Origin of the sequence: Sinorhizobium medicae (assembly GCF_007827695.1) — a bacterium.
Taxonomy (GTDB): Bacteria; Pseudomonadota; Alphaproteobacteria; order Rhizobiales; family Rhizobiaceae; genus Sinorhizobium; species Sinorhizobium medicae.
On record NZ_VITA01000005.1, the window covers coordinates 387,147 to 411,438 of the forward strand.

A 24,292-nucleotide genomic window follows, 5' to 3' on the forward strand; every position below is an offset into this window, starting at 1 on the left:
GGTTCTATGCGCAGCCGCCCTAGAACGCGTCGCATTCGGCCGTCCTCTTGGGATGCGCTTCAGGTCCTCGTTTTGCCGAATGTCGCCGTCCCAAAACCGCCGCGCTTTTTTGGGCGACATGCATCAGTCCTCTTCCGGGTCGGCTATGCTGAGCAGACGCCCGACATTGCAGCAGATGATGCCGTCCGCGCGCTTGATCGCGCCGCTCTCTTCCAGTGAAAGGATGGCCCGGTTCACCTTTGGGCGGCTTGCTCCAAGGATCGAGGCGATATCCGTCTGGCTGAGCGTCAGACGGAGATTGGCGCTTTCGGGCAGTTCGCTGCCGTGGATCTGGCGGAGCGTTGCCAGGAAGAAGCGGGCGACGCGGGCATTCAGGTCGTAGAGCGCGATGGTTTCCAGCCTGTCCGTCGTATCGCGCAATTGCGCGCAGAGGAAGCGGATGACCGCCTCTGCGGTTTTCGGCCTGTGGGTGATGAACGCGAGGAAATCCTTCCGGCCGATCACGTAGCCGTCGGCGGCGGTGACGGCGGTCGCATCCGCCGATCGCGGCTGACCGTCAAGCAGCGCCATTTCGCCGAAGAGCGCTCCGCCCTCGTGCTGTCGCAACAGGAGTTCGCGGCCTTGCGGCGTGAACAGCGAAAGCTTGATGCGTCCGGAAACCAGCACGATCATATAATCGCCCTGGTCGCCGCGTTGGAAGATGACCGTCCCCGCGGACCATTTCCGGTAGCTGGCGATGCCGGCGAGCTCGCACAGGGCTTCGTTATCGAACTCTTCGAAAATAGGGAAGGACCGCCAGAAAGCGGAACTCCGGATGACTTCGGCCATTGCTATTACCCCTGCGTTTCCCCTGATACGCGCTGGGGAGTTTTCACCCTGTCGGCCCATCTTGCAACAGAAAAGCGCCTTTAGGGCGCGGGCGAACCGGGTGCCGTAAAAATCCGGTTGACGACCAATCGATTCCGTTTCCAGATTGTGAACGATCTGTCGCCGCGCGGGCGGCTGGAGGATTTCGAAGAACGTGATATCGCTGCTGCCAACACGTTTCCCAACAGGAGCCTCGCGCATGTCTCAGAACGTCATCGTGCTCATCGGGCGCATTCTTCTCTCGATCATCTTTATCACTTCCGGCTTCGGAAAACTTACGGATCCGTCCGGAACGGCCGGTATGATCACCAATGCCGGCTGGCCCGCCGCCACGGCGCTTGCATATCTCGCCGGTCTCTTCGAGCTCGTCGCCGGCCTTGCGATCCTCGTCGGCTTTCAGACGCGCATCGCCTCTTATCTGCTCGCCGCTTTCTGCCTTGTGACGGCGTTTGTCTTTCACAGCGGCGCGATCAATGTCCCGGATTTCCCGCCGGCGGCAAACGGTCTCCTGACGCTCTTCAACCAGATCATGATGATGAAGAACGTCACCATTGCCGGCGCGTTCCTCGTGCTGGCGGGCTTCGGTCCGGGCTCGCTATCGCTCGACGCGCGTGCCGGAACGGCCGCCACGGCCTGACCGTCCAATCAACCGCGACAGAGGGGCCCGTCGGCACCGCCGGCCGGCCCCTTTGCGTTGGCTCCAGGATGCGAAGCCTTTCAGTCAGGGATAGATCACGCCCTTGCGCAGGATGACGTTGCCGTAGAGCCGGGGCTCGCTGGTCTGTACCACCGCATGCGCAGCCATGACGCGCGGATAGAAATCGGCGCCGAGCAATGGAACGACGGGCTGCGCCGGCTCGTATTTCCGGCAGCATGCGATGATGTCGCGATGCACCGGGTCAAGCGCGTCGCGGTGTTCTTTCACAGTCGCCCGAAAGATCGCCTCCGGCACGACATCGTCGATCGGCAGAACGCTCATTATGGCATCGAGCACGGGAATGAGGGCGTGCCCGTCCAGCCGGATAAGCCGGCGCGCGTGTTCCTGTCCTGGATAGTTTCCGTCGACGATGGCGATCTCGTCGCCGTGTCCCATCGCCCTCAATGTGGAGAGAAGCTCCGGACTTAGAACGGGGTTTATTCCTTTCAACAACGGCTCAAAGCTCCTTGAAGAGGACATTGGTGTCCAGCAGATAGCGGGAAAAGAGCGGCAGGCTGGCACCGCCGATCGCACGGGCGTGGCTGCCGACGGTGCCTTCCACGAGGTCCGGAAGCGTGACGCCCTGCAGGTCGAGCGTATTGAGGGCCTTGCGCGTTGCCGCAAGAAGGCGCACACGAACCCAAGGCGGGAAGCCGCCGTCGATCACGACCGCGGAAAAATCGACGATCGAGACGGCGGAAACGACGGCCTGCGCAAGCGCCGCGCCCGCATCCTGGATCCAGACCTCCAGCGGTTCGCCGAAATCGATCCAGTCGTCGGCGGAGTACCAGAGCGGCTGGGGGTCCATCCCGCGTTCTCGCAGGAGTTTTTCCAGCACGAAGACCGAGGCGATCTTCAGCAATTGCGTCGACTTGCCGTCCTTGCCTGCAACGGGCAGCGGGCCGACCGCACCGGCGGTTCCGGTTCGGCCGGAGAAAAGCGCGGAATTGATGACGACACCGCCGCCGATGAAGGAGCCTATGTAGAAATAGACAAAGTCCGGATAGCTGGCGCCGACGCCGAAGGCGAGTTCGGCACCGCAGGCGCTGGTCCCGTCATTCTGCAGAAAGACGGGATGTGAGATTCGCGAGGAGACCGCCGCCTGCAGATCGAAGTCGCGCCACCTGTCCATCTCGTTCCGCGGTGCGCCGACTTCCTCCGCCCAGTTCCACAACTCGAACGGCGTGGCGACGCCGACGCCGACGATGCGCCCGCGCTCGCCGGGGCCAAGCTCTCTCTCGAGCTTGTCGATGCCGTTGACGATGAAGTTGACGATATCCTCGGGTAGCGGATAGGTGTGGATCTGATGCAGGTGCAGCCGGATGGTGCCGAGGAAATCCATCAGCACCAGGTCGGCGCTACGCCGCCCGATCTTGACCCCGAACGAATAGACCGCATCCGGATTGAGCCGCATGGGGATGGATGGCTGACCGACGCGGCCGCGTACCGGGGCACCACGGACAAGCAGCCCGTCGGCTTCGAGCGATCGCATGATGACCGATACGGTCTGCGCCGAAAGGCCGGAGCGGCGCGCGATTTCGGCCTTGGAAAGACTGCCGTGACGGCGCACCAGCGACATGACGAGCCGTTCATTATAAGCGCGCACGCGCGTCTGGTTCGCCCCGCCGCTCGGGTCGATCACATCAGGCTGGTTCACCCCCGCATGAGGGCCTTCTGTCAAAGACATGCCGCCGCTTCCTCCCCGTCGGCGCCGTGAATCCGGATGGTATCCGAACAAAGCACCACGTGCAGAATGCCACAAAGAAATAATAATTCAATTTGATTTATTTATTGACAGGCCGGAAGTTTGATGTTTGATTGGCTCTTGGAAGCGTCGTCGGCAGCTGAGGAGAATGCTGCGGGCATGAAGTCGGCGCTCCGGCATTGTCATCCTTGGGAGGATCTAATGAAGAAGACTGTTCTTTCTGCCGCATTCGGCGCGCTTGCACTCGGCGTGGCCTTCGCATCGCCTTCGCAGGCGGCCGACGTGTCGGCCTGCCTCATCACCAAAACCGACGCCAATCCTTTCTTTGCGAAAATGAAGGAAGGCGCGACCGCCAAGGCCAAGGAACTGGGCGTGGCCCTGAAGTCCTATGCCGGTAAGATCGATGGAGATTCCGAGAGCCAGGTTGCCGCGATCGAGACATGCATCGCCGACGGTGCGAAAGGTATTCTGATCGCCGCCTCCGACACCCAGGGCATCGTGCCTCACGTCAAGAAGGCGCGGGACGCCGGTCTCCTGGTCATCGCACTCGATACGCCGCTCGAGCCGCTCGACTCCGCCGACGCGACCTTTGCAACGGACAACCTGCTCGCCGGCAAGCTGATCGGGCAATGGGCTGCCGCAACGCTCGGCGACGCCGCCAAGGACGCCAAGGTGGCATTCCTCGACCTTACGCCGTCTCAGCCTTCCGTCGACGTGCTGCGCGACCAGGGCTTCATGATCGGCTTCGGCATCGACCCCAAGGACCCGAACAAGATCGGCGACGAGGATGATCCGCGCATCGTCGGCCATGACATCACCAACGGCAACGAAGAAGGCGGCCGGTCTGCAATGGAGAACCTCCTCCAGAAAGATCCGACCATCAATGTCGTCCACACGATCAACGAACCGGCGGCCGCCGGCGCCTACGAGGCGCTGAAGGCTCTCGGCCGCGAGCAGGACGTGCTGATCGTTTCCGTCGATGGCGGTTGCCCGGGGGTCAAGAACGTCGCCGAGGGTGCAATCGGAGCGACGTCGCAGCAATACCCGCTGATGATGGCGGCGCTCGGCATCGAGGCAATCAAGAAGTTCGCTGACACCGGCGAAAAGCCGGTGCCGACAGAGGGCAAGGATTTCGTGGACACGGGAGTCTCGCTCGTCACCGACAAGCCGGTTGATGGTCTGGAATCGATCGACACCAAGACCGGCCTGGAGAAGTGCTGGGGCTGACCGGCCCGTTCCGGATTGGATGCGAACGGCGGCTCGTCCGCCCTTCGCACAAGCGCCGAGTTCTTTGACAAGGCACGAAACCTGTGCAGTTTCATCAGGGCGGGGCAAGGGTGACGCGAAGCGCTTCTGCTCGCGTTCCGTTCTGATTTCGCGGGACCGGTCGCGGCGCAAGCCGGATCGACGAGAGCGTCCGAGGCGTGCCGTATGTATCGGCAACTGTGCATCCTGTAGCAATGCGCCCCTCTCTTGAGAGCGGGGTTCACGGGAGGAGTCTCCATGGGCGATTCAACCACAACCGCGCAACCATCCCAGGATTTCGAAAAGGTTCTGGTCGACAGTTCGACAGAAGTCGCGTCTTTCGATTCACACCATAAGACGCCACTGCAGCATCTTCAGCATTTCCTGCATTCAAACCCGGCCGCCGTACCGTTGATCGTGCTGATCCTGTCGGTGATCATTTTCGGCGTTCTTCTCGGTGGCAAATTCTTTTCCGCCTTCACCATGACGCTGATCCTGCAGCAGATGGCGATTGTCGGCATCGTCGGAGCGGCCCAGACGCTGGTGATTCTGACCGCGGGTATCGATCTTTCCGTCGGTGCGATCATGGTGCTGTCATCTGTCGTCATGGGGCAGTTCGCCTTCCGCTATGGCGTGCCGCCTGTGCTTTCCGTGCTCTGCGGCCTCGGTGTAGGAGCGCTCTGCGGCTACATAAACGGAACCCTCGTCGCACGCATGAAGCTGCCGCCCTTCATTGTGACGCTGGGCATGTGGCAGATCGTGCTCGCTTCGAATTTCCTCTATTCGGCCAATGAGACGATCCGGGCTCAGGCGATTGCCGCCGACGCTCCGATCCTGCAGTTCTTCGGCCAGAACTTCCGCATCGGCAATGCCGTCTTCACCTACGGTGTGGTCGCCATGGTGCTCCTCGTCGCTCTCCTCTGGTACGCGCTGAACCGCACGGCGTGGGGGCGCTATGTCTATGCCGTCGGCGACGATCCCGAGGCCGCCCAGCTGTCCGGTGTCAACGTCAAACGCATGCTCATCTCCATCTATACGCTCTCCGGTCTGATCTGCGCCCTTGCCGGTTGGGCTCTCATCGGCCGCATCGGCTCGGTGTCACCGACGGCCGGGCAGTTCGCGAATATCGAATCGATCACCGCGGTGGTGATCGGCGGCATCTCGCTCTTCGGCGGCCGCGGTTCCATAATGGGCATGCTCTTCGGCGCGCTGATCGTCGGCGTCTTCTCGCTGGGCTTGCGCCTCATGGGCACCGACCCGCAATGGACCTATCTCCTGATCGGCTTGCTGATCATCATCGCCGTCGCAATCGATCAGTGGATCAGAAAGGTAGCAGCCTGATGGCACAGGAACCCATTCTCACCGCCCGCGGCCTCGTTAAGCGCTATGGCCGCGTCACCGCCCTCGACCGCGCCGATTTCGACCTCTATCCCGGTGAAATCCTTGCGGTGATCGGCGACAACGGCGCCGGCAAGTCCTCAATGATCAAGGCGATCTCCGGTGCGATGACGCCCGACCAGGGGGAAATTCGCCTCGAAGGCAAGCGCGTCCACTTCCGCTCGCCGATGGAAGCGAGGAAAGCCGGCATCGAAACCGTGTACCAGAACCTCGCACTGTCTCCGGCGCTGTCGATCGCCGACAACATGTTTCTCGGCCGGGAAATCCGCAAGCCGGGGATCATGGGCAAGTGGTTCCGCTCATTGGACCGTGCGGCCATGGAGAAGCAGGCGCGGGAAAAGCTCACCGAACTCGGCCTGATGACGATCCAGAACATCAACCAGGCCGTCGAGACGCTCTCCGGCGGGCAGCGGCAGGGCGTCGCGGTCGCGCGGGCTGCCGCCTTCGGCTCCAAGGTCGTCATCATGGACGAGCCGACGGCGGCGCTCGGCGTCAAGGAAAGCCGGCGCGTGCTGGAACTGATCCTCGACGTGCGCGGCCGGGGCCTGCCGATCGTGCTGATCTCTCACAACATGCCGCATGTGTTCGAAGTCGCGGACCGCATCCACATCCATAGGCTCGGCCGCCGGCTCTGCATCATCAATCCGAAGGATTACACCATGTCGGATGCGGTGGCTTTCATGACCGGCGCGAAGGAGCCGCCGCGCGAGGCGATTGCGGCATGAGCATCAAATCCCTTGTGGATGAAATCCTGAAGCGGGCGGCTCAGTCCGGCCGCTTCATTGCCGCCATAGCCGGTCCGCCCGGCGCAGGTAAGTCCACGCTTTCGGAAGCGCTTGCCGGCGCAATCGCCGAGGCGGGGGGGAGCGCGGCGGTGTTGCCGATGGACGGCTTCCACATGGACAACGCCGTTCTCGTCGAGAAAGGGCTGCTCGCCCGCAAGGGGGCGCCAGAGACCTTCGACGTCCGATCCTTTCTCGCAACGCTCGCGGCCGTGCGCGCCGATGACGGGGAAGTTCTCGTCCCGGTCTTCGACCGCTCCCGGGAACTCGCGATCGCCTCTGCGCGGATCATCGCGCCTCAGACGCGCATCGTCCTTGTCGAGGGCAACTATCTGCTGCTCGACGAGGCGCCCTGGACCCGGCTCGACGGCGCGTTCGACTATACGATCTTCGTCGATCCCGGTCTGGAGGTGCTCGAACGGCGACTGCTGCAGCGCTGGTCCGATCACGGCTTTGACGACGAAGCGGCGCGCAGCAAGGCCTATGGCAACGATATACCAAATGCACGCCGGGTCGTCGAAAGGCGCAGACCAGCGGACACCGTGATCCGGGACTTCTAGAAGGGGCGCTAAAGGTCGCCCGGGCTCCGACCGCTGGCCGCCCTGGACCTTTCGAATCGCCATTGTCTTCGGCGGAGCAATGATGGTATCGAGGCTCGGTTTCACCACATGAGTTGCCGCCCATCGAGCGCACCGGTACATCCTGACACCGGCCGCGCGGAACGGGCGCGAGCATCGGGAGAATGCTGATATGCAACACCTCGTCATCCGCCGCCCGGACGATTGGCACCTTCACCTGCGCGACGGCGGCATGCTGCGCGGTGTCATCGCCGATACGAGCCGCCATTTCGCGCGCGCCATAATCATGCCCAATCTGGTGCCACCGGTGGTCACCTCCGCCGACGCGGCCACCTATCGCGAGCGTATCCTTGCCGCCATTCCCGCAGGGCACCGGTTCGAGCCCCTGATGACGCTTTATCTCACCGAGGGCACCGATCCCGATGATGTGGAAGAGGGCTTCAGGAGCGGCCTCGTCAAGGCCGTCAAGCTCTATCCGGCGGGCGCCACCACCAACTCGTCGAGCGGCGTGCGCGATATCGACAAGGCGATGCCAGTGCTCGAGCGCATGGCCGAGGTCGGCGTGCCGCTCTGCGTCCATGGTGAGGTGACGACGGCGGACGTAGACATTTTCGACCGCGAAGCTGTTTTCATCGAAACCGTTCTCGACCCGCTCCGCCGGCGATTGCCCGATCTCAGGATCACCATGGAGCATGTGACGACGAAGGACGGCGTCGACTACATCCGGGAACATGCGGTCAATCTTGCCGGGTCGATCACCACTCATCACCTGATCATCAATCGCAACGCCATCCTCGTCGGCGGTATCAAGCCGCATTACTACTGCCTGCCGGTGGCAAAACGCGAGATGCACCGGTTGGCGCTGCGCGAAGCGGCGATCTCTGGCGACGTACGCTTTTTCCTGGGAACGGACTCGGCTCCGCATGTCGATCCGCTCAAGGAATGCGCCTGCGGTTGTGCCGGGATCTACACATCCATCAATTCATTGAGCTGCCTTGCCCATGTCTTCGAGGAGGAGGGCGCGCTCGACCGGCTGGAAGCCTTCACCTCGCTGAACGGTCCCGCCTGGTACGGATTGCCGCCAAACGAAGAGACGATCACGCTACGCAAACAGGAAGAGCCGGTCGGCTATCCCGCCAAAATCGAGACTGAAGCCGGTCCGGTGACGGTTTTCGACCCGATGTTCCCGCTCTACTGGACGGTGATCGAAGCCTAAGGGTTTGTGTTGTCGCGTGACTCTCCCGAAAAGCGGTTGGCATATTTCGGGGTCACGCCAGGAAGGAGAATTCATGTTTTCGAACGCGTTCACGGAGAAGGCCGTGATGGCCGAACTGGTCGCCAAGATGCTCTGGGAGATCAAGGCGGTTCATTTTCGCGCCGATGAGCCCTACAAGCTCTCCTCCGGCATGGCGAGCCCGGTCTACATCGACTGCCGCAAGCTGATCTCCTATCCGCGCATCCGCTCCGCCGTCATGGATTTCGCAGCGGCGACGATCCTTCGCGAAGCCGGCTTCGAGCAGTTCGACGTGGTGGCCGGTGGGGAGACCGCAGGCATTCCCTTTGCGGCGATGCTTGCCGAGCGTCTCGGATTGCCGATGATCTATGTCAGAAAGGCCCCGAAAGGCCACGGCCGCAACGCCCAGATCGAAGGCAATATGCCGGAGGGGGCGCGTGTCCTGGTGATTGAGGATCTGACGACCGCTGGCGGCTCCATGTTCAAGTTCATCGATGCGATACGCGCAGCCGGCGGCATGGTCGAGCACGGCATCGCCCTTTTCTACTACGATATCTTCCCGGAGGCCCGTGGCGACATGAAGTCGAAGGGCGTCGACCTTCACTTTATCGCCACCTGGCGCAACGTCCTTTCCGTCGCGCGCGAGCTGGCGCTGTTCGACGACAAGACCCTGAACGAGGTCGAGGCTTTCCTCGACGCACCGCTTGCCTGGTCTGCGAAGAATGGCGGCGTCGGCGCACTCGCGGACCGGTAACGGGGTGCGCGCAATTTTTCGATTCGTTTGAAAATGTCTGGGGAGGAATGGTCATGATCGTTTGCTGCGGAGAGGCCCTGATCGACATGCTGCCGCGGGAGACGACGGCGGGCGAGAGCGCCTTTGCGCCCTATGCGGGCGGCGCGATCTTCAACACGGCCATCGCGCTTGGCCGGCTCGGCGTCCCCACCGGCTTTTTCACCGGCCTTTCGGACGATATGTTCGGCGACATCCTGCGCGCGACGCTCAAGGCCGCGAATGTCGATTTCGCTCCCTGCGCGACGCTGCCGCTGCACACGACGCTCGCCTTCGTGAAACTCGTCAACGGGCACGCAAGCTATGCCTTTTTCGATGAGAACACGGCGGGGCGGATGATAACGACCGAGCACCTTCCGGCGCTCGGCGATTTCTGCGAGGCGCTGCATTTCGGTGCGATCAGCCTCATTCCCGAGCCATGCGGCTCCACTTACGAGGCGCTGATGGCGCGGGAACACGAAAAGCGCGTAATCTCCTTCGATCCCAATATCCGGCCCGGCTTCATCAAGGACCGAAACGCGCATGTCGCCCGCATGAACCGCATGGCGGCCATGTCGGATATCGTCAAGTTCTCCGACGAAGATCTCGCCTGGTTCGGAATGGAGGGCGACCATGACGCACTCGCAGCCGAATGGCTCAAGCGTGGCCCGAAGCTGGTGCTGATCACCCGGGGCGCCGATGGTGCCGTGGGTTACACGAACGACCATAAGGTCGAAGTCGAAAGCGAGCGCGTCGAGGTCGTCGACACGGTCGGCGCGGGTGACACTTTCGATGCCGGCGTTCTGGCCTCGCTGAAGTTCGGTAACCTGCTGACCAAGGAAAATATAGCAGGCTTGAGGGACGAGGACATTTACCGGGCTGTGGCGCTCGGAGCGAAAGCTGCGGCGGTCACCGTCTCGCGCGCGGGCGCCAACCCGCCGTGGCGACACGAACTCGGACTTTAATTCCGCGCGCGCCGCCGACGCGAGGCTGCTGGATTCCTGTGACAAGCACGGGAATGATGGGGAGAAGGAAATGTTGAGGCGCCGACTGGAACAGCGCCTCGATTTTTCCAATCAGCGGGCCGCTTTCAAGAGCGCGGCAACGAGGCCGGCAGTCGAGGAATCGTGGCCCTCGGCGCTTTCCCTGCCTTCAACGACGGGCAGCAGGCCGGTCGCCAGTTCCTTGCCGAGCTCGACGCCCCACTGGTCGAAGGAATTGATGTTGAAGAGGGCGCCTTCGACAAATACGCGATGCTCGTAAAGAGCTATCAGGCGACCGAGCGCGAAGGGATCAAGCTGATCATATACGATGGTCAGCGACGGCCGGTTGCCGGTGAAGACGCGATGCGGCGCGATTTTGTCGGCCTTCGCTTCGTCCATGCCCTTCGATGTCAGCTGCGCCTTGGCTTCCGCCAGAGTGCGCCCTTTCATCAGCGCTTCCGATTGCGCCAGGCAGTTTGCGATCAGGAGCTGGTGCTGATGGCGAAGGTCCTTCTCGTGGCCCTTCGCTGCAATCATGAATTCGGCGGGGATAATGTCGGTTCCCTGATGAATCAGCTGATAAAAGGCATGCTGACCGTTGGTGCCGGGTTCGCCCCAGACGACGGGACCCGTCGAGAATTCGACTGGCTGGCTCTCGAGCGTCACGCCCTTGCCGTTCGATTCCATGTCGAGTTGCTGCAGATAGGCCGGAAAGCGCGTCAGCCGCTGATCGTAGGGCAGGATCGCCCGCGACGGATAGCCGAGAACATTTCGATTATAGAAACCGATGAGCCCGAGCAGCACGGGTATGTTCTGGCGAAGCGGCGCTGCGCGGAAATGCTCATCCATCGAATGGCCACCGTCGAGGAAGCGGCCGAAGTTCTCTTTGCCGATTGCGATCATCAGCGGCAGCCCGATCGCCGACCAGATGGAATAACGTCCGCCGACCCAATCCCAGAAGCCGAAGACGCGGGCGGCATTGATGCCGAAGGCACCGACCTTGTCGAGGGCAGTGGAGACGGCCGCAAAATGATGGCCGACCGCCGCCTCGCCGAGCTTGCCGGCAATGAAGGCACGGGCGGTCGCCGCATTGGTCATCGTCTCGATCGTGGTGAAGGTTTTGGAGGCGACGATGAAGAGAGAGGTTTCGGCATCGAGGAGTTTCAGCGTGTCGGCGATATGGGCGCCGTCGACGTTGGAAACGAAGTGCAGCCGCGGCCCGTCGTGGAATGGGGCGAGCGCCAGCGTGGCCATGACCGGACCGAGGTCGGAGCCGCCGATGCCGATATTGACGACATCGGTGATCTTCTTGCCGGTGGCGCCCTTCAAGTCTCCGGAGCGGACGTGGTCAGCGAACCTGCCCATAGCCTCAAGCACGGCTTTGACGTCCGGCACGACGTTCTTCCCGTCCACGAGGACAGGCCGGTTCGACCTGTTCCGGAGCGCCGTATGCAGAACCGCGCGCTCCTCGGTGATGTTGATGATATCGCCGCGGAACATGGCATCCCGCTTTTCCTCGACCTTCGCCGCCTTGGCGAGCGCTTCGAGACCGTCGATGATCCTGTCGTTCACCGCGCATTTGGAATAGTCGAAGAGGAGATCGTCGAGCGCCGTGCTGAAGCGCGAGAAGCGGTTCGGATCGGCCGCGAAGGCGGCACGGATATCGGTCGCATCGGTCTCGCGTGCAGTGGCTTTCAGATTTTCGACAAGCGCTTTCATCGCAGGGCTCCTTGCATCGCAACTGGGGCAATAGAATTCGGGCATCGGAAATTGGCTGCGATAGCTAGTCGGTTTAACCGCGGCAAATCAAGGGCGGGTGCTGCGCTGCAGCGAAAAAAGCGGATGGCTCCTCCCTCATCCGGCCGCCGCCATACTTTCAACGGTGGAGAGAGCAGTGGGGGCTTGCGGCGCTAGCCGCGCAAGTCCTTGCGCAGGATCTTGCCGACATTCGATTTCGGCAGTTCGGTGCGGACTTCCACGAAACGCGGCCGCTTGTAGTTGGTAAGACTGGCTGCGCAGTGGCGCTTGATCTCTTCTTCAGTGAGATTCGGATCCTTAAGCACGACGAAGAGCTTGACCGCTTCGCCGGAATGCGGATCGGCAATACCGATTGCGGCACATTCGAGAATGCCGGGATGGGTCGCCGCCACCTCTTCGATCTCGTTCGGGAACACGTTGAACCCCGAGACGAGAATCATATCCTTCTTGCGATCGACGATCTTGGTGAGCCCCTCGGTGTTCATGAAGCCGACATCGCCGGTCCGGAAGAAGCCGTCCGGCGAAATGGCTTTCGCCGTTTCCTCGGGGCGCTGCCAGTAACCTGCCATCACCTGCGGCCCGCGGATGCATATTTCGCCGACTTCACCCAAGGGGAGGGTATTTCCGTCCTCGTCGCGGATCTCCACCTCCGTCGAGGGCAGCGGTATGCCGATCGTGCCGGTGAAGTCGTCGGTATCGAGGCGATTGGCGGTCGCGACGGGCGATGTCTCCGAAAGCCCGTAGCCCTCGTGGATAGGGCAGCCCGTCATTTCCAGCCAGCGTTCGGCGACCGGTCGCTGCACTGCCATCCCGCCGCCGAAGGTCAGGATCAGCGACGAGAAGTCCACCTTGCGGAACTCGGCATTGTTCATCAACGCATTGAACAGTGTGTTCAGGCCCGGGAAAATGTTCGTCCGGTACTTTCCGAGTTCCTTGACGAAGGCGGGAATGTCGCGCGGATTCGGTATCAAGATATTGTTGCCGCCGGTCGCAAGACCCATCAGCGAATTCACCGTAAGCGCGAAGATGTGATAGAGCGGCAGCGCGCACATGAAGGTGAGGCTTTCCGGGCGCGGCTTGCGCAGGAAGGCCGTGTTCAGCCACAGTTCCATCTGGGCCATGTTGGAAAGAAGATTGGCGTGCGTCAGCGTTGCGCCCTTGGAAACGCCGGTGGTGCCACCGGTATATTGCAGGAAGGCGATATCCGACGGTGCCACGTTCGCCCGCTTGAAGCCGAGTTTCGCTCCCCTGGCAAGAACCGCCCCGAACGAAAGATGTCCGGGAATCGACCAGGCGGGGACGAGCTTCTTGACGCGGCGCACCACCAGATTGACGATCAACCCTTTTGCGCCGAGCATGTCGCCCATGCTGGCGACCACCACATGCTTGACCGCCGTGCGGGCAAGAACCTGCTCGACAGTATGCGCGAAGTTCTCAAGCACGAAGATCGCCTTGGCGCCGGAGTCGACCAGCTGATGCTCCAGTTCGCGCGGCGTATAGAGCGGATTGACGTTGACGACGGTGAAGCCGGCTCGCAGGATTCCATAGACGATGACGGGATTTTGCAGGACATTGGGCATCATCACCGCGACCCTGTCGCCCTTCGCAAGACCCAGCGACTGCAGCCAGGCGCCGATCTTTGCCGAATACGCATTGAGGTCCGAGAAGGTCAGCGCCTTTCCCATGCAGGTGAATGCGGGCCGCCAGGAATGTTGCGCGACCGCATGATCGAAAAATTCTCCGATGGAACGATAGGTGAGAGGGCCGATCTCGGCAGGCACGCCCGGCGGGTATGATGCGAGCCAGATCTTCGCCGTGCTGGAACCTGCCTGCTGCGTACTTGCTTCCGCCATGACCTTCCTCCCTCCGATCGCCAAATAAACGGCCGTCATGACGGCGGAGAAAAATCCCTCCCGATCATCCTCTCCGTCGAAGATGCTGCTTTTAGCTCGCCTCTTCAAGCCGTAATCGGAATTATATAACTTTGACGTAAACGTCAACAATCGGCCGCTATCGACGCCTGCGGGATTAGCCGGGGGCATCGGCGCCGTTCTCGGGATTGCCGGTTTAGGCATCTTCCATGCTTCGGTGCTGCCGGGCTGCGGAGCGGGCAGGCTGACGGAATTCGAAAAGCGCGATCGCGGCTTAAATCTCCCTGTCACGTCGCCTTGTTAATGCGGGATAGAAAGAATTTCCCGGCTTTCGATCCGACCTGAAGGCATCGTAATCTCTATGAAAGCGCACCAATTTCGATGTAAGGCACCTAATCGGCGCGGGCCGCCATGATTGCGCCGGAAACCGCGTTCAGCGGAGGGAAACAAAGCTGGCAAGGGTTCGGGTTTGCTGTAAGGTTGTGAGAGACGGAGGAGTACTGGTGCAATTGGGCAATCGCGAACGAGAAAACCTTCCCGTGGAGCCGCGGCTCTTCGGGCAGCCCGCACACTCACGGTCCGCCCTCGTCGTGCCGATCTCGGCCGCCCGGTGGTTGCTCGTCCTCGTTCTGCTTGCCGGCGTCTATTTCTTTCACGGTTTCCTCGTTCCGGTCCTCGCGGCGGTCGTCATCGGCTTCGCGAGCTGGCCGATCTACTGGCGGATGCTTCAGGCCCTGAACGGCAACCGTACGCTCGCCGCGACGATCGCCCTCATTTGCGTGGTCGCCTTCATCGTCGTGCCGATTTCGCTTGCCGCGATCTATGCCGTGGACGAAGTGCGCAGCGGGCTCGTCTGGGCCGTCGAGACCAACGCGAACGGCGCTCCCGCGCCCGCCTGGCTCGCAACGATCCCGGCGGTAGGCGCGTGGCTGGGCGAGCAATGGGTCAAAAATGTCGGGCATCCAGGCGCTCTCGGAGAATTGGTGCAGCTCGTCAGTGGCTCCAACATCGGCAATATTTATCGCGGCGTGCTCGTGGTCGGCGCCTCTGCCTTCCAATCCTTTCTGACGCTCCTGTTCATGCTGATCACGCTGTTCTTCGTCTACCGGGACGGCCATTCCTTTTCAAAGCAGCTCGATCACCTTGGCGAGCGGATCTTTCCGATGCGCTGGGAACGCCTGTCCCGCGTGGTGCCCCTTACGATCAGCTCGACGGTCACCGGCATGGGCATCATCGCGATCGGCGAAGGGATCGTGCTCGGCGTCGCCTATTGGCTCGCCGGCGTGCCCTCGCCCGTCACGCTCGGCATCATCACCGGCCTCATGGCGCTTGTGCCGGGCGGCGCACCGCTCTGCTTCACGCTCGTTTCGGTCTATCTCGTCGCAAGCGGTTCGCCTATCCACGGGATCGCGCTGTTCACCTGGGGAACGACGGAGCTCTTCATCGTAGACAAGACATTGCGCCCGAGGCTTGTCGGCGGGCCGATCAAGCTTCCCTTCCTGCCGACCTTTTTCGGCCTGGTCGGGGGCGTCAAGACGATGGGTTTCCTCGGCCTCTTCGTCGGTCCGGTGCTGATGGCGCTGCTCGTCGCCATCTGGCGCGAATGGCTGCGCGAGGTGACAAGCCAACCGGAGCCGGCCGACGACAAGATCTCCAGGGTGGATCTTTCCGTCAAGTGAGAGCGGAATTGACGGCCACGCGGCTGTATGGCATTGCGTTGAAGTTGTTTTAGGACGAATTGCAATCTTTAATTCGTAGGTCGTATTCCTCGCACATGAGTGTCGTACCTAACGGCGAAGACGCAGAAGGCCCGGCCGCGGATCGGCGCCCCGTCGCCGCGCGCGACAGCGGTTTTGCGCGTCGACTGACGGCGGTGCTCCTGAAGACCGCGATCACGCCGAACCAGATATCGCTCGCCAGCGTCGCCTTTGCCGCGCTTGGGGCGGTGGCTCTGTTTTGGGCGGTCCGCTGGCCGGTTCTGTATCTCGCGGTGCTCGCCGCTGTCCAGCTGCGCCTCCTGTGCAACCTTCTCGACGGTATGGTGGCGGTCGAGGGCGGGCGCGGATCGCCGGTTGGAGCGCTCTATAACGAGTTTCCCGACCGGGTCGCGGACACCTTGCTCATCGTCGCACTCGGTTATGCCGCCGGCGCGGGATGGCTCGGCTGGGCGGGGGCGCTTGCGGCCGCCTTGACGGCCTATGTGCGCGTCTTCGGCGGATCGCTCGGCCAGGCTCAGGACTTCCGCGGTCCCATGGCGAAACAGCACCGCATGGCGCTGATGAGCCTCGCTTGCGTGCTGGCATTAGGGGAAGCATTTCTGATGACGGAGCACTTCGTGCTCTATACGACGGCGTGGATCATCCTTGCCGGTTCGCTCCTGACATGTTTCGCCCGCACGCGGGCCATCGTTTCCCGCATCCGGGGAGAGACGAAACCGTGATCGACCTCGCGCTGATCGGTCTCACGCGGTTCATCGTCGGCGGGCAGGCGCGTTGGACGGGCTCGTTGCCAGAGATGCGCCAGCGGATCTATTTCGCCAATCACTCCAGCCATCTCGATACCCTTCTGATCTGGTCGGCGTTGCCGCGCGGGCTGCGTGCGTCGACGCATCCGATTGCCGCAGCGGACTATTGGGGGAAGGGGATCGTCAGGCGTCATATAGGTGTCAAGGTGCTGAACGGCGTCCTCATCGAGCGCTCGACACAGGGGCCGCCTGGAGCGGCGCTCGCTCCGTTGCGTAACGTGCTCTCCGAGGGCGAGTCGCTCATCCTGTTCCCCGAAGGCTCGCGTGGCAGCGAGCGGCTGCCGGGGCCTTTCAAGAGCGGGCTTTACTGGCTGTCGCAAGAATTCCCCGATGTGCAACTGGTCCCGACCTATCTGGACAATCCTTCGCGCGCTTTTCCGAAGGGCACGTTTTTGCCTGTCCCCATCAGTTGCACCGTGCGTTTCGGCCCTCCGCTTGTGCGTCACGCCGGTGAAGAGAAGGACGCATTCCTCGAACGCGCCCGCGCAGCGGTGTCTGCACTCGCGCCGGACTCCCTCGGATGAGCACGCCATGTCCTTGAGCGACAAACTTCTTATCCTCTTTGGCGGCGTAGGCGCCCTTCTCGGCGCGGCATCATTGATCGGCTTTGTGCTTTCGCGCCGCGCGACGTCTGAAACGGGGCGGGCGACGATCGACAATCTCAATGCCCGTATCAGGGCATGGTGGGTGATGATCGCCATCTTCGCGGTGAGTTTCGCTCTCGGGCGTGGGGTGACGATGGTGCTTTTTGCGCTCACCTCCTTCTACACGCTGCGCGAATTCGTCTCGCTGACGCCGACGCGTGCAGCCGATCACCTGCCGCTCGTTGCAGCATTCTACGTTCTGCTGCCGCTTCAGTACTGGCTGATCTCGATCGACTGGTATGCGCTTTTCACCATTCTCATACCGGTCTACGGCTTCCTGCTCCTGCCGAGCCTCGCCGCGCTCAAGGGCGACACGGAGCAGTTCCTGCTGCGCGTCTCGCGGATCCAGTGGGGCCTGATGCTGACCGTCTATTGCATCAGCCACGCGCCGGCGCTCCTGACACTCGACATCCCCGGCCGCCCGGGCGAGGGCTTCCTGCTCCTCTTCTTTCTCATCACCATCGCTCAGTTCAGCGATGTCATGCAGTACGTCTTCGGCAAGCTGTTCGGCCGGACGAAGATCGCGCCCGTCGTCAGCCCCTCGAAAACGGCCGAAGGACTTGTCGGCGGCGGCCTATCGGCCGTGGCTGCCGGCGCCGCGCTCTGGTGGATAACGCCCTTCACGCCCCTGGAGGCGGCGGCGATGGCTTTCGCCATCGTTGCCATGGGTTTCCTCGGCGGCCTCGCACTTTCGGCCGTGAAGCGCTCGATGGCCGTGAAGGACTGGGGTTCCATGATCAGCGGTCACGGCGGCGTGCTCGACCGCATGGATTCACTGAGCTTCGCGGCGCCGGTTTTCTTTCACCTGACGCGATATTTTTATACGTGAGGGTCGCCGGGCGGTGCGTTGGAGCGCGGAATGATTTTGAGTACGGAGAAAAAATTGGTGCCGCTTACGTGACTCGAACACGTGACCCCATCATTACGAATGATGTGCTCTACCGACTGAGCTAAAGCGGCCCTGGGGGCGGTTCCGCGAAAGCCGCGAAACGAATGTGAGGCGCTGATAAACGCAAAGCGGCAAGAATTCAAGCCATCAGTTTCGAGAAGTTGAAAATTCCTTACCCCGCCGGATGTCAGCGCCGGAGGCGAGGCCGAGGCGGGCGCGCGCGGTGTCGTATTCCTGTTCGAGCCGGTCGACCAGGCGTGCGACGGTGCCGATTTCATGCACGGCGCCTATCCCCTGGCCGCAGCCCCAGATGTCCTTCCATGCCTTGGCGCCCTCGGCGGCCTGGCCGAAGTCCATCTTGGAGGGGTCTGCTTCGGGCAGATTGGACGGGTCCATTCCGGCGGCGAGGATCGAGGGCTTCAGATAGTTGCCGTGAATGCCGGTGAAGAAATTGGAATAAACGATATCTGCGGCATTGCTGTCGACGATCATCTGCTTGTAGGCGTCGCTCGCGCGAGCCTCCTCGGTGGCGATGAAGGGAGAGCCGATATAGGCCATGTCGGCGCCCATTGCCTGCGCTGCAAGGATCGCGTCGCCGGTGGCGATCGCGCCGGAAAGCAGCAGCGGCCCGTCGAACCAGGCGCGGATCTCCTGGACGAGCGCGAAGGGCGAGAGAGTTCCGGCATGGCCGCCGGCACCTGCCGCGACTGCGATGAGCCCGTCGGCGCCCTTGCGGATGGCGGAATTTGCATGACGGTTGTTGATGACATCGTGGAGCACGATACCCCCATAGGAATGGATCGCGGCATTCACCTCAGGGACGGCGCCGAGCGAGGAGATGACGACGGGCACCTTGTACTTGACGCAAAGCATCAGGTCCTGTTCGAGACGGGCGTTCGACTTGTGCACGATCTGGTTCACCGCAAAAGGCGCGGCGGGGCGTTCGGGATAGTCGGCGTCGTGGGCCGCAAGCGTTTCGGTGATCTCCGACAACCATTCGTCGAGTTGCGATTGCGGGCGGGCGTTGAGGGCCGGAAAGGCACCGATAATCCCGGCCTTGCATTGCGCGATCGTCAACTTGGGATGAGAGACGATGAAAAGCGGCGCCCCTACGACAGGCAGTCTCACTTTTCCGGACAGGATTGGCGGCAACGACATCGAAATCTCCATCCAAACTTTGACGTGTTCGTAAACGTCAAATCTGATAGCAGCAATGAACCCGCTTGCCTACAGCATGTTTCCGGGTGCCTTGCGATAATGCCGCCAGCGCCCGCTCCGGCATTTCGGCCACGGCCGTCCATGTTTTCCTTTGGGAACGCCAGCCGAAGGCACGGCTGCACTTGCAGATTCGGAAAGCAGCAGTTACCCAATCGTTAATGAAACCAACGGCGTGTGACGGGAAGGGGCGAGGCTCGTCGCGAGAAAGGCAAATCCGGTCACGCAGTGCGGCAACCGGGAGATTTCGCGCAGAAGGATTTGACGTGAGCGGACTTGAGACAGCGATCAGAAATGCGCTGGAAAGATCGGATCGAAGCAGTGCGGAGGTCCGGGCGCGCATCTATCAGTCGGCGCGTCAGGCGCTTGAGAACGGCCTGCAAAAGCAGCAGATCGAAGACCCGGAGGTCATCTCGGTGCAGCGCCACCGGCTGGAAGCGGTCATTCGGGCGATCGAGATGGAAGAGCGCGCTGCCTTGAAGGAGCGCGCACAGACGCCGGTGGTCAATCTCGACGAGGTGACGGCGAGGGGACATGCGGTCGAGCGCGGCCCCGAAGCGCCAACCCGAAGGCCCGAGTTGGAAACGAAGCCGGAGGAACGTAGTCCCGCGCAAACGGACGGGGGGCTTGGGGCCTTGCGTCCCGAACGCGACGGTCCGCTGGCTGCGACGAGAGCGGAGGGGAGCGACGGTCGATCGGAAGCCACCGGAAGCACCGTCCCGCCCGCACCCGATCCAGGCCCTGCCGACCGGCGGCCGCGCAAGCACAGGCGCAGGCGCAGCCGTTTCTTCTCCTATGCGATGATCGTCGCGACGCTTGCTGCAGCGGCCGGGGTCGCCGTCTGGTGGATCCAGACGAACGATCTGCTGCGGTCGCCGACGGACACCGGCGTTGCCAATCCGCCCGCGACGGTGGATGCAGAGGATTTCGACGGCGCGGCCGGCTTGCAGACCCTGGGTGCCCAGGAAGGCTTTTCCGGTGATTGGGTAGAGGTCTTTGCTCCCGGTGAGGCTGCAGCGGTCAAGCCGGGCCCGCGGGCGAGTGCGGAACCCTTCGACGGCGACGCCGGCGAGCGCCTGCGTTTGATCTCGCAAGCGGCATCGAAGGATGGCGACGTGGAAATCGAGATACCCGCCGATGTTCTTGCCCAGCTTTCGGGCAAATCGTCGACATTCGCCCTGACGGTGCAGGCTGCCCCGGGCAAAGCGACCGAATTCTCCGTCGAATGCGATTTAGGGGCGCTCGGCGGCTGCGGCCGTCATCGTTTCACCGTACACGACGAGCGGATCGATATGTTGTTCAAGATCAATTTCGATCGCGGTGCCGCACCGAGCGGCCCTGGAAAACTGGTGATCAACAGCGACGTCGGCGGCGGCGGCAACAGCCTCGATCTCTTCGCGATCCGCGTGCAGCCGGGCGGCTGACCGTTAGGTTGGATGATAGTCCAGTGCGTTGAGATGCGGGATGCGTATAGCCCGCTTCGACTATTAGCTGAGAAAACCGGGCCCCGTGCCTAGGATCTTCTCGTCGACAGCGCCGATCGCCGTCTCGTCTTTGCCGTCATAGTCCAGCTGCGAAAGCATGTGGCGGATCACGTTGAGCCGCGCACGGCGCTTGTCATTGCCACGGATGACCGTCCATGGCCCGTGCTCCGTGTGCGTCTCCTTCAGCATGCGGTCTCGCTTTGCGGTATAATCGTCCCACTTGTTGAGGGCTGCGATGTCCATCGGCGAGAGCTTCCAGATCTTCAAGGGATCGTGGCGCCGGTCATGGAAGCGCTTCAGCTGCATTTCCCGGCCGATATTGATCCAGAACTTGAAGAGGTGGATGCCTTCGTGCGCGATCAACTCCTCGAAGCGGGGCGTCTCCCTGAGGAATTGCTCGTACTGGTTCGGCGTGCAGAAGCCCATGACCGGTTCGACGCCGGCGCGGTTGTACCAGGAGCGGTCGAAGAGGACGAATTCGCCGGCGGTCGGGAAGGTTGCGACATAGCGCTGGAAATACCACTGGCCACGTTCGGTCTCCGTGGGCTTCGTCAGTGCGACGACGCGCGCCGAGCGCGGGTTCATATAGGCCATCGTCGCATGGATCGCGCCGCCCTTGCCGGCGGCGTCGCGTCCCTCGAACACCGCCATCACGCGCTTGCCGGTCGCCTGCATCCAGAACTGGACCTTGACGAGCTCAATCTGCAGTCGCGTTAGCGTTTCCTGATATTCATCGGAATCGAGTTTCTTCTTGTAGGGATAATCGTCCGAGCCGAACGCCTCGTCGTCGATCCACTTCGGCAAGTCCGGATCATCGATGTCGAAGATACGGCTTTTCCCATGGATTTGCAGTTCGACCGCCCGGCTTCCCGGCTTCGCTGCGGCCGTCGCTTCGTCGATTGCCATCTGCTTTCCTCCCGCTCGTTCGATTTCTCCGGAGCAGGCCATAATTGCATTGCGGATTCAAGCACGTCGTGAAAATCATGTCATGAAGCAACGTTATCTCTGCGCTCTTATGGGCTAAGGCGTAGGAGGCAGGTGGGGCCGATTTCCTCATCGCGCTCCGACACGAATTATGGCCATGGACATGGTCAGTAAAGCCATTCAGATGCAGGAGGCCGCGAATTGAGGGAAGAGGGTATGGTGTTCGACCGTGCCAAACTGTTGTGGCGTATTGTGGCGCCAAGGCTGGCGGCGGAGCGCTGGCTTCTCTGCCTGTCCGTGCTGATTGCCGTTCTCGCCGCAGTTGCCGGGATCCATCCGATGTCCGTCCTGCCTTTCTGGGTCATGCTCGCCGCGGTCATTCTCAGCCGAGGCGCGCCACCGGTCAGGGCGGCGCCGGCAGATGTCGGCGTCGACGTCGAAACCAAGTTCGATCCGCTTGCTCCCTTGCTCGATGCACTCGACATGCCGGTGCTGGTCGTGGCAGCCGACGAAACCGTCGTCTTCCAGAACGCGGCCGCCGAGAAGGCATTCGGGACCATTCCCCAGAACAGCTATCTTTCCGCTCGCGTCCGCTCGCCCGGCATCCTTGACATGGTTCGCGAGACGATTGCGACGGGCAAGGTCAACCAGATCGAACATGCAGAAAGACTGCCTTCGGAGGCGGTCTATGTCGTTCGCGTCGCGCCGGTGGACATCGGCTCCGACGTTTCCGGCCGGCGCATCTTCGTGCTGACCTATCGCGATATCTCGCAGGCCCGCCGCATCGATCGGATGCGTTCCGACTTCGTCGCCAATGCCAGCCATGAGCTGCGCACGCCGCTTGCTTCGCTGCGCGGCTTCATCGAGACGCTGCAGGGGCCGGCCCGCGAAGACCGGAAGGCACAGGAGAAATTCTTCGGCATCATGCACGAACAGGTCACCCGCATGAGTCGGCTCGTGGACGACCTCCTGTCACTGTCGAGGCTCGAGTTGAAGTCGCACATCGCCCCCGACGACACCGTCGATCTGGGGCCGCTGCTCGGACATGTGCGCGACAGTCTGGCGCCGCTTGCCGGAGAACTGGATGTGACGATCGCGCTGGAGGTCCCGAATACGCCTGTTTTCGTCCAGGGGGACCGTGACGAACTGGTGGAGGTTTTCGAAAACCTGATCGAGAATGCCTGCAAATACGGGCAGGAAGGCAAGAAGGTGGAGGTCCGGCTGACCGGTGGAGAAGGAAACCAGGCGGAGGTGACGGTCACCGACCACGGCGCGGGAATCCCGGCCGAGCACGTCCCGCGCATTACCGAGCGCTTTTACCGGGTCAACGTCGAGGCGAGCCGGTCGAAGAAAGGCACCGGATTGGGTCTTGCGATCGTCAAGCATATCCTCACGCGCCACCGGGCTCGCCTGCTCGTCCATTCGGAAGTGGGCAAGGGTACGGTCTTTACGGTTCGTTTCTGACACATAAGACGGTCCATTGCTGCTGCAGCAGAATTTTATCAAGCATTTTCAGCTCGTTAGACTGTCATAAATGTTTCACCAAACTGACATAAAAGCTGTAGCCATCGGCGGCTAACTAGGGGCGCCGCAGAAACGGCGAGAGAGCGCTGAACCCTGGCGCACCCAACACAAGCCCATTCCGGGAGAACACTTATGAAAGCTCTTAAATTTACCGCAGCGGCGTTGGTTGCCTCCGCCGCTTTTGCGGGCGTTGCAGCGGCTCGCGACCAGATCCAGGTGGCCGGCTCCTCGACCGTTCTTCCCTATGCAAAGATCGTTGCCGAAAACTTCGGCGAGACATTCCCTGACTTCAAAACGCCCGTAATCGAGTCCGGCGGTTCGTCGGCCGGCCTGAAGGAATTCTGCAAGGGCGTTGGTGAAGACACGATCGATATCGCCAATTCGTCGCGCAAGATCAAAGACAGCGAAGTCGAGGCCTGCAAAGCTGCCGGCGTGACCGAGATCCAGGAAGTGAAGATCGGCTATGACGGCATCGTCTTCGCCACCGATGCCGGCAATGCCGACCTGACTCTGAAGCCGGAGCACCTCTACAAGGCGCTTGCCGCCGAAATCGTCGTCGATGGGAAGCTCGTCGCGAATCCCTACAAGAAGTGGTCGGAAGTCGACGCTTCGCTGCCGGACGCCGAAATTGCTGCCTATATTCCGGGCGAGAAGCATGGAACGCGCGAAGTCTTCGAAGAGAAGATCCTCGCTGCCGGCTGCAAGGACTCCGGCGCTCAGGACGTCATCAAGGCGGCCGTGAGCGATGAAAAGCAGCAGCACAGCAAGTGCGTGGCCGTACGCAAGGACGGCATGGCCGTGGACATCGACGGCGACTACACCGAGACGCTGGCGCGCATCGCTTCGAACAAGAACGGCATCGGCGTCTTCGGCCTTTCGTTCTTCGAAAATAACGCCGACAAGCTGAAGGTTGCGACGGTCAACGGCGTTGTTCCTTCGACGGAAACGATCGCTTCCGGCGAGTATCCGGTTTCCCGTCCGCTTTTCTTCTACGTCAAGAAGGCCCATATCGGCGTTATTCCCGGCCTCAAGGAATATGTCGAGTTCTTCGTTGACGATCAGATGATCGGCCCCGACAGCCCGCTCGCCGAATACGGCCTCGTCGCCGCTCCGGACGCCGAGCGCGAAGAAATCCGCCAGTCCTTCGAGGCAGGCAACCTGCTCTGATCATGGCTGGGCTCCGGCGCCACTCTTGCGCCGG

General features: G+C 61.9%; 22 protein-coding genes and 1 tRNA gene. 15 read left to right on the forward strand and 8 right to left on the reverse strand.

From position 1 onward, the window contains the following. Positions 1–123: 123 nt before the first annotated feature. Positions 124–828, reverse strand: coding sequence for a Crp/Fnr family transcriptional regulator (locus FB009_RS11520; protein ID WP_011974311.1), 705 nt, complete (start codon positions 826–828; stop codon positions 124–126). A 238-nt stretch (positions 829–1,066) separates the two neighbouring features. On the opposite strand from FB009_RS11520, the gene FB009_RS11525 reads away from it, so the two are divergent. Further along, positions 1,067–1,504 carry a DoxX family protein gene (locus FB009_RS11525; RefSeq protein ID WP_011974312.1) on the forward strand — a complete coding sequence of 146 codons (438 nt, stop codon included), beginning with the start codon at positions 1,067–1,069 and terminating at the stop codon, positions 1,502–1,504. Positions 1,505–1,588: 84 nt separating this feature from the next. Here FB009_RS11525 and FB009_RS11530 read toward each other — a convergent pair whose 3' ends face one another. Both FB009_RS11530 and FB009_RS11535 read right to left on the reverse strand, forming a co-directional pair. Then, on the reverse strand, positions 1,589–2,017 hold the full coding sequence (locus tag FB009_RS11530; protein WP_011974313.1) for an RbsD/FucU family protein: 429 nt from the start codon (positions 2,015–2,017) through the stop codon (positions 1,589–1,591). Positions 2,018–2,021: 4 nt separating this feature from the next. Continuing rightward, positions 2,022–3,251, reverse strand: a complete 1,230-nt coding sequence (locus FB009_RS11535; RefSeq protein ID WP_011974314.1) for an ROK family transcriptional regulator — start codon at positions 3,249–3,251, stop codon at positions 2,022–2,024. Between the two features lie 219 nt (positions 3,252–3,470). Between FB009_RS11535 and FB009_RS11540 the strand changes: the two genes are divergently transcribed. The 7 genes from FB009_RS11540 (at position 3,471) to FB009_RS11570 (ending at position 10,240) form a co-directional block, all read left to right on the forward strand. Then, positions 3,471–4,496 (forward strand): sugar ABC transporter substrate-binding protein, encoded by a 1,026-nt coding sequence (locus FB009_RS11540; protein WP_011974315.1) that lies wholly within the window; start codon positions 3,471–3,473, stop codon positions 4,494–4,496. 276 nt (positions 4,497–4,772) lie between these two features. After that, positions 4,773–5,855 (forward strand): ABC transporter permease, encoded by a 1,083-nt coding sequence (locus tag FB009_RS11545; RefSeq protein WP_011974316.1) that lies wholly within the window; start codon positions 4,773–4,775, stop codon positions 5,853–5,855. Continuing rightward, the gene (locus FB009_RS11550; protein WP_011974317.1) at positions 5,855–6,637 is read left to right on the forward strand and encodes an ATP-binding cassette domain-containing protein; all 783 of its coding nucleotides are present in this window, start codon (positions 5,855–5,857) and stop codon (positions 6,635–6,637) included. The genes FB009_RS11545 and FB009_RS11550 overlap by 1 nt, the downstream gene beginning before the upstream one ends. Next, on the forward strand, positions 6,634–7,254 hold the full coding sequence (locus tag FB009_RS11555; RefSeq protein WP_011974318.1) for a nucleoside triphosphate hydrolase: 621 nt from the start codon (positions 6,634–6,636) through the stop codon (positions 7,252–7,254). Before FB009_RS11550 ends, FB009_RS11555 begins: the two co-directional genes overlap by 4 nt. A gap of 190 nt (positions 7,255–7,444) precedes the next feature. Continuing rightward, positions 7,445–8,488, forward strand: a complete 1,044-nt coding sequence (gene pyrC, locus FB009_RS11560) for a dihydroorotase (protein WP_011974319.1) — start codon at positions 7,445–7,447, stop codon at positions 8,486–8,488. Positions 8,489–8,561: 73 nt separating this feature from the next. Further along, positions 8,562–9,260 carry an orotate phosphoribosyltransferase gene (locus FB009_RS11565; protein ID WP_011974320.1) on the forward strand — a complete coding sequence of 233 codons (699 nt, stop codon included), beginning with the start codon at positions 8,562–8,564 and terminating at the stop codon, positions 9,258–9,260. 53 nt (positions 9,261–9,313) lie between these two features. Further along, a complete protein-coding gene (locus FB009_RS11570; protein WP_024311559.1) occupies positions 9,314–10,240 on the forward strand; it encodes a carbohydrate kinase family protein in 927 nt (308 codons plus the stop codon). 111 nt (positions 10,241–10,351) lie between these two features. On the opposite strand, the gene pgi is transcribed toward FB009_RS11570, so the two are convergent. Continuing rightward, positions 10,352–11,977, reverse strand: a complete 1,626-nt coding sequence (pgi, locus tag FB009_RS11575) for a glucose-6-phosphate isomerase (protein WP_127581863.1) — start codon at positions 11,975–11,977, stop codon at positions 10,352–10,354. A gap of 191 nt (positions 11,978–12,168) precedes the next feature. Continuing rightward, on the reverse strand, positions 12,169–13,869 hold the full coding sequence (locus FB009_RS11580; protein WP_011974323.1) for a long-chain fatty acid--CoA ligase: 1,701 nt from the start codon (positions 13,867–13,869) through the stop codon (positions 12,169–12,171). 521 nt (positions 13,870–14,390) lie between these two features. Between FB009_RS11580 and FB009_RS11585 the strand changes: the two genes are divergently transcribed. From FB009_RS11585 to FB009_RS11600, 4 genes are all read left to right on the forward strand, one after another. Next, positions 14,391–15,566 carry an AI-2E family transporter gene (locus FB009_RS11585; protein WP_011974324.1) on the forward strand — a complete coding sequence of 392 codons (1,176 nt, stop codon included), beginning with the start codon at positions 14,391–14,393 and terminating at the stop codon, positions 15,564–15,566. A 95-nt stretch (positions 15,567–15,661) separates the two neighbouring features. After that, a complete protein-coding gene (locus FB009_RS11590; RefSeq protein ID WP_127581867.1) occupies positions 15,662–16,327 on the forward strand; it encodes a CDP-alcohol phosphatidyltransferase family protein in 666 nt (221 codons plus the stop codon). Beyond that, the gene (locus FB009_RS11595) at positions 16,324–16,935 is read left to right on the forward strand and encodes a lysophospholipid acyltransferase family protein (protein WP_011974326.1); all 612 of its coding nucleotides are present in this window, start codon (positions 16,324–16,326) and stop codon (positions 16,933–16,935) included. The genes FB009_RS11590 and FB009_RS11595 overlap by 4 nt, the downstream gene beginning before the upstream one ends. Before the next feature lie 7 nt (positions 16,936–16,942). Beyond that, positions 16,943–17,884, forward strand: a complete 942-nt coding sequence (locus tag FB009_RS11600; RefSeq protein ID WP_011974327.1) for a phosphatidate cytidylyltransferase — start codon at positions 16,943–16,945, stop codon at positions 17,882–17,884. Between the two features lie 55 nt (positions 17,885–17,939). Here the strand turns inward: FB009_RS11600 and FB009_RS11605 are convergent. Both FB009_RS11605 and FB009_RS11610 read right to left on the reverse strand, forming a co-directional pair. Beyond that, a tRNA-Thr gene (locus FB009_RS11605) sits at positions 17,940–18,015 on the reverse strand. Positions 18,016–18,091: 76 nt separating this feature from the next. Next, entirely contained in the window at positions 18,092–19,102 is a 1,011-nt protein-coding gene (locus FB009_RS11610) for an NAD(P)H-dependent flavin oxidoreductase (RefSeq protein ID WP_011974328.1), read from the reverse strand. Positions 19,103–19,425: 323 nt separating this feature from the next. Between FB009_RS11610 and FB009_RS11615 the strand changes: the two genes are divergently transcribed. Then, entirely contained in the window at positions 19,426–20,583 is a 1,158-nt protein-coding gene (locus FB009_RS11615) for a hypothetical protein (RefSeq protein WP_011974329.1), read from the forward strand. 63 nt (positions 20,584–20,646) lie between these two features. Here the strand turns inward: FB009_RS11615 and ppk2 are convergent, their stop codons facing one another. Next, on the reverse strand, positions 20,647–21,549 hold the full coding sequence (gene ppk2 / locus FB009_RS11620; RefSeq protein ID WP_011974330.1) for a polyphosphate kinase 2: 903 nt from the start codon (positions 21,547–21,549) through the stop codon (positions 20,647–20,649). A gap of 219 nt (positions 21,550–21,768) precedes the next feature. Between ppk2 and phoR the strand changes: the two genes are divergently transcribed. Beyond that, entirely contained in the window at positions 21,769–23,031 is a 1,263-nt protein-coding gene (gene phoR, locus FB009_RS11625; protein WP_024325592.1) for a phosphate regulon sensor histidine kinase PhoR, read from the forward strand. Between the two features lie 192 nt (positions 23,032–23,223). Continuing rightward, complete coding sequence (locus FB009_RS11630; RefSeq protein WP_011974332.1) at positions 23,224–24,258, forward strand: substrate-binding domain-containing protein; 1,035 nt, start codon at positions 23,224–23,226, stop codon at positions 24,256–24,258. The last annotated feature ends 34 nt before the right edge of the window (positions 24,259–24,292 follow it).